At 39.7% G+C, this 7,906-nt stretch carries 6 protein-coding genes and 1 pseudogene; 2 read left to right on the top strand and 5 right to left on the bottom strand.

Annotated features, from left to right (window positions below; translation table 11 throughout):
* Window positions 1-221: 221 nt before the first annotated feature.
* The 4 genes and pseudogenes from MTX11_RS06295 to MTX11_RS06280 all read right to left on the bottom strand — a co-directional run.
* A pseudogene (locus MTX11_RS06295) lies at window positions 222-533 on the bottom strand (IS5-like element ISAba31 family transposase); the annotation flags it as partial.
* A gap of 182 nt (window positions 534-715) precedes the next feature.
* Complete coding sequence (locus MTX11_RS06290) at window positions 716-1,984, bottom strand: OprD family outer membrane porin (RefSeq protein ID WP_243474657.1); 1,269 nt, start codon at window positions 1,982-1,984, stop codon at window positions 716-718.
* Between the two features lie 71 nt (window positions 1,985-2,055).
* Window positions 2,056-3,405 (bottom strand): MFS transporter, encoded by a 1,350-nt coding sequence (locus tag MTX11_RS06285; RefSeq protein ID WP_234954070.1) that lies wholly within the window; start codon window positions 3,403-3,405, stop codon window positions 2,056-2,058.
* A gap of 413 nt (window positions 3,406-3,818) precedes the next feature.
* The gene (locus MTX11_RS06280) at window positions 3,819-4,628 is read right to left on the bottom strand and encodes an IclR family transcriptional regulator domain-containing protein (RefSeq protein WP_243474656.1); all 810 of its coding nucleotides are present in this window, start codon (window positions 4,626-4,628) and stop codon (window positions 3,819-3,821) included.
* A gap of 154 nt (window positions 4,629-4,782) precedes the next feature.
* Here MTX11_RS06280 and pobA point away from each other — a divergent pair, with 154 nt between their 5' ends.
* Complete coding sequence (gene pobA / locus MTX11_RS06275; protein WP_243474655.1) at window positions 4,783-5,976, top strand: 4-hydroxybenzoate 3-monooxygenase; 1,194 nt, start codon at window positions 4,783-4,785, stop codon at window positions 5,974-5,976.
* A gap of 135 nt (window positions 5,977-6,111) precedes the next feature.
* On the opposite strand, the gene pcaU is transcribed toward pobA, so the two are convergent.
* Complete coding sequence (gene pcaU / locus MTX11_RS06270; RefSeq protein ID WP_243474654.1) at window positions 6,112-6,936, bottom strand: IclR family transcriptional regulator PcaU; 825 nt, start codon at window positions 6,934-6,936, stop codon at window positions 6,112-6,114.
* Between the two features lie 284 nt (window positions 6,937-7,220).
* On the opposite strand from pcaU, the gene MTX11_RS06265 reads away from it, so the two are divergent.
* Entirely contained in the window at window positions 7,221-7,892 is a 672-nt protein-coding gene (locus MTX11_RS06265) for a 3-oxoacid CoA-transferase subunit A (protein ID WP_243474653.1), read from the top strand.
* The last annotated feature ends 14 nt before the right edge of the window (window positions 7,893-7,906 follow it).

Below are 7,906 nucleotides of genomic sequence, written 5' to 3'. Positions count from 1 at the left end.
AAGAAATTATCAAAGTTCTGTTGCTTTAGCCTGTATATTTTTATGGCTACCTTTATAGGGTTAATTATGAACAGTAAATGTCAACAGACCCTAGTATCAGGTTGTTAACATTTTTTAATATCTATAGCAAAGATGAACTAGTGATTCAAAACTCTTTTAAAATACTAACAAGGGAAACGAAGCTCCCTTACTAGTATGCTAGAGATATTTAAGATCTTTTTTATGCCGGCAGAATGTTGATGAGCACGTACATGAGAGCCATCAATAAAAACCCACTCCATATCGGGGCATGAGGCTAGTAATTTGAATAATCTAAGTAACTTACCGCTGCTTGACCAACGATTAAAACGTTTGAAAATAGAGTTTGAATGACCAAAACAACAAGGAATATCTCGCCACGGACAGCCTGTTCTAATTCTATAGAGAATAGCTTCAATAAAATTGCGTAAATTTGAGTTGTGGTGAATGGATAAATTACGCAGAATAACTTTCAACTTTTGCCAGTGTTGATCTGTCAGCATGGTACGAGGCATAGCGAATAGTAAAATTGGGTTTGGCGATTTGATTTTACTACTTCGCTATTTTTTTAAACTAAAAGTGTCAACACACCCTAATTTAATTTTAATATATTTCAATAAAAGTAAACTAGGATCTGACACTACTCTTTTGAATAATGTCCGATCAAAAACATTTATTTCTCAAACTTAAGTATGATTTACTTAAATTTCCAAGTGTAATCAATATTTACACGGGTTTCATTATCAGAGCGGAAAGCCATACCTGGTGCAGGCATATCATTACGATAATGACTGTAACGCGCGCGCAAGTTTAAGCCTTCAAGCTTACCTGTTGGAATGCGATAGCTTAAATCGAAATCTAGTGCATCTTGTTCAAATTCTTCGCCCGGTAGATTTCTAATTTCAATATCCACTCCTTTACTATAACGGGTCATGAATTTAAGACCATTAAGTGTCGTGTCTTTAAAATCGTAGTCATAACGGACGTGGTAGACTTTTTCATTAATATTCGTAAAGTCAGCACTCATACTGTCTAGGAATACTGCAGGTTCAGCCCCTGCTAATGTAGGTAGGGCAGTATCACCAAACGATTGCATATAGCCAAGGCTAAAGGTGTGATTGTTACGATTCAAACCGAAGATCCCGCTGAAGTGCTGGTTCTCGATATCACCTGCAAGGGCATCACCTGAATCTTCACTCACGAACAAACGTAAATCCGATAGGAAATTACCGATGCCAATATCATGTTTGGTTTTTAGACCCAAGAAACTTTGTTGATATACATCATGTAAGTCTGCATGAAAAATTTGTGTCGCAATCTGATCATTTACCTTATATTCAGCCCCTAACATATGCAGGCCAGAAGATTCAGCAGCAGTGTTGAATCGTCCATTAGGATTACCTACTCGAATTTTTTCATAGTTAGTAGAATCTCGCTGGTTGACACGGTCTGTATAAAGGGCGTGAATCTTCAAATTTTCTATTTCATTAAACTGGAGATGAGCACCACGATAGTTCTGCTGAAATAGACGGGCAGGGCTGGAAAATAATACAGGGAACATCGGTGTTAATGTCCCTACATGTAAAGTCGAGTCCTGTACTTTTGCCTTGGCGGTCCAACGGATTTCACCATATTGGTCAGCACGCTTTCTGTCTTTGCCTACAGGTAATAAACCTGAAGCAGCATACTCATTGACACTATCACCCAATAAGTTAAAACCTGCCAGGCCTAGAATATCTACACCAAATCCGACCACCCCTGGCGTATAACCAGAATTTGCCTTTAAGATAAAACCCTGTGCCCAGTCACGTGCTGCTGGAAAATCATCTCCGCGCTTATAATCCCGGTCAAAATAGAAATTACGTGCTGTCAATGTGACCTGTGAATCATCAGTAAAACTGTTTGCAAACGCAGGAGCTAAAACTACAGGCGAAAGTATCCCCAAAAAGATTGCAGAAAATCTCATAATATTGTCCCTATATATTTGAATAGAGCTGAACGTCATGTTCAGCTCATCATAATGAAGCGATAGAAGTGTTATGAACTTACAGTTGAGCTTTGGAAATTCAGTTGAGCTGCGTGTTTATTTTGTAATTTTGACAGGCTAAGAACAGTCATAATCGCAAGAACAAAAGCACCCGCATAATAGCCATACAGGGTAAGGGAAGAAATACCGCCGTCTAAGAATGCACCAGCAACCAATGGTGATAAAATTCCACCAATACGACCAAAACCAATTGCAGAACCTACACCGGTAGCACGAACATCTGCTTCATAAATTGATGGGGACATAGCATAAAGACCTGCCACACAGCCATTTGACAATACGCCCAGAAAAACAGATAGGATAAAGGCAATGGTAAGTGTGCTAGTACTATTAACAAAGAGCAGAATTAAAATAGCTGTTAATGCCAGGAAGGCAGCTTGCACATAGAATATACGTACACGTGCACTGATGAGACCAATTAGGGCTGCACCAAACATCCCTCCCGCACTGATCAGTACACCTGCAGTCACCCCTTGTTCAGTCGTCATGCCATTTGCAGTCAAGATTTTTGGTGTCCAGCTCATTACGAAGTAGAAGCCAAACATCACGAAGAAGAAACTTAACCAAAGAAAAATAGTTTGTAAGCCAAGACCAGCAGTGAATAATTTGGCAATTCCTATTTTAGGCTGTGCTGTATTATGGATAACTTCAGGAAGCTGAGGAATACGAGTTAAACCAATACGTTGGCAGAGATGATTAATACGATCCAAAGCATTTTTTGGCTGTTTGACCAGCAGGTAGTCAAGTGATTCAGGTAAAGTGAAGTATGCTACCACCAGCATTAACATGGTCGTTAAGCCACCTGCAAGGAACACAGAACGCCAGCCGAAATGGCTGATCAAAGCAATTGCGATCATACCACCAATAGTTGCACCAATTGCATATCCAGTGGACTGCAAACTTACTGCCAGGCTTCTCCAGCGTAAAGATGCATATTCACTGGCAATCACATTACTGCTCGCTAAAATACCACCAATCCCCAGACCAGTAATAAAACGCATAATACCGAGTTGAGTTGCATTCTGTACTAGTGAAGCAGCAATCATGCTGACACCACTAATTAGTAGACAAAGCAGGATTAACGGGCGACGACCAATTTTGTCTGCCCAAGGTGCCAGGAATAAAGAACCAGCGCCCATACCAAATAGACCAGCACTTAATAAAGCACCTAATTGCGCACCTGTAAGTCCCCATTCAGCTGATACCGATGATGCAGTGAATGCCATCACCAGCACATCGAAGCCATCGATGACATTTAAAAGAACACAGATACCGATAACAAACCACTGATATCTATTCATGGTTTTGTTATTCATTTCCTCACGAGGGTTTTGAACCATTTACTTTCTCCATGGATTTAGACACCTATCGCGGGGATATGAACCTATCAACGAATATCAATAATTGATTCATTTAATCAGCCCTACCTAGCCCTTAGGTGTCATCCTAGTAATGTTTTTAATATGTTCATCGCACCAAAACCCGTCCATGTTTTGTTGTTGAAGTTTTAATCAGCAAATCTGCGATATGCAAAATGTAGCATTATTGGATCCAAATTCAAGCATAAAATAAATGTTTTAATCGTTTTTATGGATTAATTGGATCCACAGATCCTAGGAAATCATTGAATAATCAAGTGAAATACTAGGAATTAAAAAGTATGAATACAGGCATTCATTTTGTAAAAAACAATATGCATGATCAATTACTCAGCATATAAAACATAAATGAGTATAGAAATCATGCAATATCATCAAAGTATGGCACGCAAATCATGAGCAGTTTGTTTGAGCAATGGAAGGATATTTTGTATTAAATAATTGGCATCAATCCGATTGCTTGAGCCAATACAGTTTAGTGCAGCTACAGTATCTCCCTGCATATTTAAAATCGGTACGGCCATCGCAATGATTCCTAATTCATGTTCTTCTGTAGAAATACAGTAATCAAGCTGACCCACTTCCTGCAATATTTTTAAAAATACCTGAGAATCCGTAATCGTGTAAGGAGTGAGTCTTTTCAGGTTGAATTTATCTAGCCATTGCTGTTGGGCTTCAAAACTTAAACGTGAAAGCAATATTTTACCCGTTGATGTTGCATAAGCAGGCAGGCGATTCCCCAGATGTACACCAAGCGGACTAAGTTTGCTGGTATCAATTTGGGGAGCAATACTTTTTGCGACAGGTACGACTTCATGCTCATCCAGCACTGCCACCGAATAGCTTAAAGCAGTTTTTATGCTTAAGAGATTAAGCATGGGCTGGGCAACTTTTGGTAAATATGCAGAACTGAGATAAGCACTGGAAAAGCGTAGCACCTTATAGGTTAGCCAGTAAAAATATTCATCTGTATCGAGATAACCCAGAAATTTGAGTGTACGGACATAGCGTCGTGCCGCAGTACGGCTTAGTCCGGTACGTTCAGCAATCTGAGTAACATTGAGCTTTTGACGTTCAATACCGAAGCATTCTAGCAAACTTAAACCTTTTGCTAGACCTGCAATGTAATCATCATATTGAATAGACTCATTATTATTCTCACTAAAAATTAAATCCTTGCGCAATTATATATCCCTCATTAGTTATTTTCTTAAATATCTTGTCCGATCATCGGACAAAAGTCACCTATTTCGGTAGGGATTGAGGCTAAAGTCTAGGCAGAAACATAAAAATTTCTTAGCTTGTAAAAAAGGATGGCTATTAAGGAATTGTCAGCATATGGAAATTTTAAATACTAAAGTCGCAATTATTGGTTCAGGTCCAGCAGGATTATTGCTTGGACAATTACTCTATAAAGCCGGTATTGATCATATTTTAATTGAGCAGCGTAGTGCTGAGTATGTAGCAAGCCGTATCCGTGCTGGTATTCTCGAGCAGGTATCTGTTGACCTTTTAGCTGAAGCCGGTGTAGATGCTCAACTCAGAGAAAAGGGCTTACCACATAACGGTATTGAAATTCTAACCAATGGTGAGAAACACCGTGTGGATCTAACCCAACTCACCGGAGGTAAGCAGGTCACTGTTTATGGTCAAACTGAAGTAACCAAAGACCTGATGCAAGCACGTACTGAAGCGCAATTAACGTCTTTCTACGAAGCAAGTAATGTACAAGTTCATGAATTTTATGGTGAGCAGCCTTCGGTGACATTTGAACATGACGGCCGTCAGGTCACAGTTCAATGTGATTTTATCGCAGGTTGTGATGGCTACCATGGTGTATGCTGTGCAAGTGTTCCTGAAGATAAAATCAAGACCTTTGAAAAAGTGTACCCATTTGGCTGGTTGGGTGTACTTGCAGATGTACCACCAGTAGCAGATGAGTTGATTTATGTACAATCTGAACGTGGTTTTGCATTATGCAGTATGCGTTCAAATACACGTAGCCGCTACTATTTACAGGTCCCATTAACAGACAAAGTTGAAAACTGGTCAGATGACCAATTCTGGGAAGAGTTGAAAAACCGTCTTGATCCTGAAAGCCGTGAAAAGTTAATTACAGGTCCTTCAATTGAAAAGAGTATTGCACCATTACGTAGCTTTGTAACAGAGCCAATGCGTTTCGGCAAATTATTCTTAGCAGGGGATGCAGCGCATATTGTTCCGCCAACAGGTGCCAAAGGTCTGAATCTTGCAGCATCAGATATCGCATTCTTGTCTAAAGCCTTGATTGAATACTATGACAATGGGTCAGAAGCGGGCATTGATAGCTATTCAGAAAACTGTTTAAAACGGGTGTGGAAAGCAGAACGTTTTTCTTGGTGGATGACACATTTACTTCATCGTTTTGAAACAGAAACTGAATTTGAACATAAAATCAAACAAGCGGAATTGAGTTATATTTTAAGTTCAGAAGCAGGTCAGACGACACTTGCTGAAAATTATGTTGGTCTACCGCTACAAAAAGCGAGCTAAGCGCTGTTTTTAAAAATATCTTCATTTAAACCCAAGGTTGTTTGGAACACATTGAGTTCATTTGAATCCGATGTGTTTTTTATTTTCGAGCATGAATTCTTATTAAAAACATGCGCATTATACGTAGAAAATTACTTAAACAAATTGACGGAATTCACGCGATGTTTGTTGCAGTAAAGGCAAAATATGCTGTTGTAAATATTCTTTACTGGTACGTCCAGTAGGAGATACGATATTTAAAGCAGCAACCACATCGGCACGGTGATTATAAATTGGAACTGCGAGCGCATGAACACCAAGTTCATGCTCTTCTGCTGAATAGCAAAATTCATCAGCACGAATTTGCTGTAATAGAGCTAAAAATGCCTGATTATCTGTATAGGTGTATTTGGTCAGTGATTTTAAAGGATATTGCTCAAGCCATTCTTGCTGTGACTCAGGACCTAAATAACTCAATAAAACTTTTCCTGCTGAAGTAGCATGCGCGGGTAACCGATTACCGAGATGTAAGCCATAAGGATTGACTCGATCAGTTTGTTGATGGGCGGCACTACGCGCGATGGTAATCGCCTCAAAACCATCCAAGACCATCACAGAGTAAATTAATGAAGTTTGCTGGGTCAGTAAATTAAGAAGTGGTTGAGCAATCTTGGGTAACTGTGCTCCACTCAGATAAGCCCCTGAAAATTTAAGTACTTTGGGACTCAAAGAATAAAAATGTCCATCAAAATCTAAATAACCAAGATATTCTAGTGTCAGTAAATGACGACGTGCAGCAGCTCGTGTAAGTCCTGTCTTTTCAGCTGCCATACTAACGTTTAAACGATATCGATCATTGGCAAAGCAATCCAGAATCGCCAACCCCTTACTTACTCCAGCAATAAAATCTTCATGACGAATTATTTTTTTATTTTCAGAATTCTGGATCAGCTGATCGCGGGCACCGTTATTGATTGTCATGTCAATTCCTTAATCTTCATATATTAATTCACTCACTATTTTTACAGTTGCTTTATTCAATTCTGAGAATTAATAAAATTTTTGTTCGATCATCGTGCAATGATTATGTAAACCGTACAAAACTATTTTTAAACCGTAGTCGAAAGCTTGGAATTTATCAAGAATAGATCACACAGAATCCTAAGGATTTTGGTTGGAATTTGTTCTCCGTCCAGAATGTGTTCCAACCAGAACCTTAGGTTCTCAAAATTTTTGTACTGAGTGGCAATACATGGAGTTATTTGATGATCGATAAAAGTTCTGCCTCACTGGTCGAAGCACTTTCACAAATCAAAGACGGATCTACCATCATGATCGGTGGTTTTGGTACTGCAGGTCAGCCTGCTGAGCTGATTGATGGTTTGATCAAACTTGGTGTGAAAGATCTAGTGATCGTCAATAACAATGCCGGTAATGGCGACTACGGTCTGGCTAAATTACTCAAAGCTGGTGCAGTGCGTAAAATCATCTGCTCATTCCCGCGTCAGTCTGATTCCTGGGTATTTGACGAATTGTACCGTGCAGGAAAAATCGAATTAGAACTGGTTCCTCAAGGTAACCTGGCATGCCGTATTCAGGCGGCTGGTATGGGCTTAGGTCCAATCTATACCCCTACCGGTTTTGGTACATTGCTGGCAGAAGGCAAACCAACCATGAACTATGAAGGCAAAGACTACGTTTTAGAAAACCCAATTAAAGCTGACTTTGCTTTAATCAAAGCACAGCAAGGCGACCGTTGGGGTAACCTGGTTTACCGCAAATCTGCACGTAACTTTGGCCCAATCATGGCGATGGCTGCCGATGTCACGATTGCACAAGTCTCTGAAGTGGTTGAACTGGGTGCACTGGATCCAGAGCACATCATCACCCCGGGTATTTTTGTTCAACACGTTGTTCAAGTTAAACCTGCACAATAATTGGCATCGGAGAT

It is taken from the genome of Acinetobacter lwoffii (assembly GCF_022809915.1).
Lineage (GTDB): Bacteria > Pseudomonadota > Gammaproteobacteria > Pseudomonadales > Moraxellaceae > Acinetobacter > Acinetobacter lwoffii_M.
The sequence above is the reverse complement of the archived record's forward strand: the minus strand, read 5'-3'. Positions and strand labels throughout refer to the sequence as shown.

Excerpts from the sequence above, each read along its gene's own strand:
- MTX11_RS06265 (WP_243474653.1), top strand. The coding sequence starts at position 7,221 with ATGATCGATAAAAGTTCTGCCTCACTGGTCGAAGCACTTTCACAAATC.
- MTX11_RS06290 (WP_243474657.1), bottom strand. The coding sequence starts at position 1,984 with ATGAGATTTTCTGCAATCTTTTTGGGGATACTTTCGCCTGTAGTTTTA.
- pcaU (WP_243474654.1), bottom strand. The coding sequence starts at position 6,936 with ATGACAATCAATAACGGTGCCCGCGATCAGCTGATCCAGAATTCTGAA.
- pobA (WP_243474655.1), top strand. The coding sequence starts at position 4,783 with ATGGAAATTTTAAATACTAAAGTCGCAATTATTGGTTCAGGTCCAGCA.
- MTX11_RS06285 (WP_234954070.1), bottom strand. The coding sequence starts at position 3,405 with ATGGTTCAAAACCCTCGTGAGGAAATGAATAACAAAACCATGAATAGA.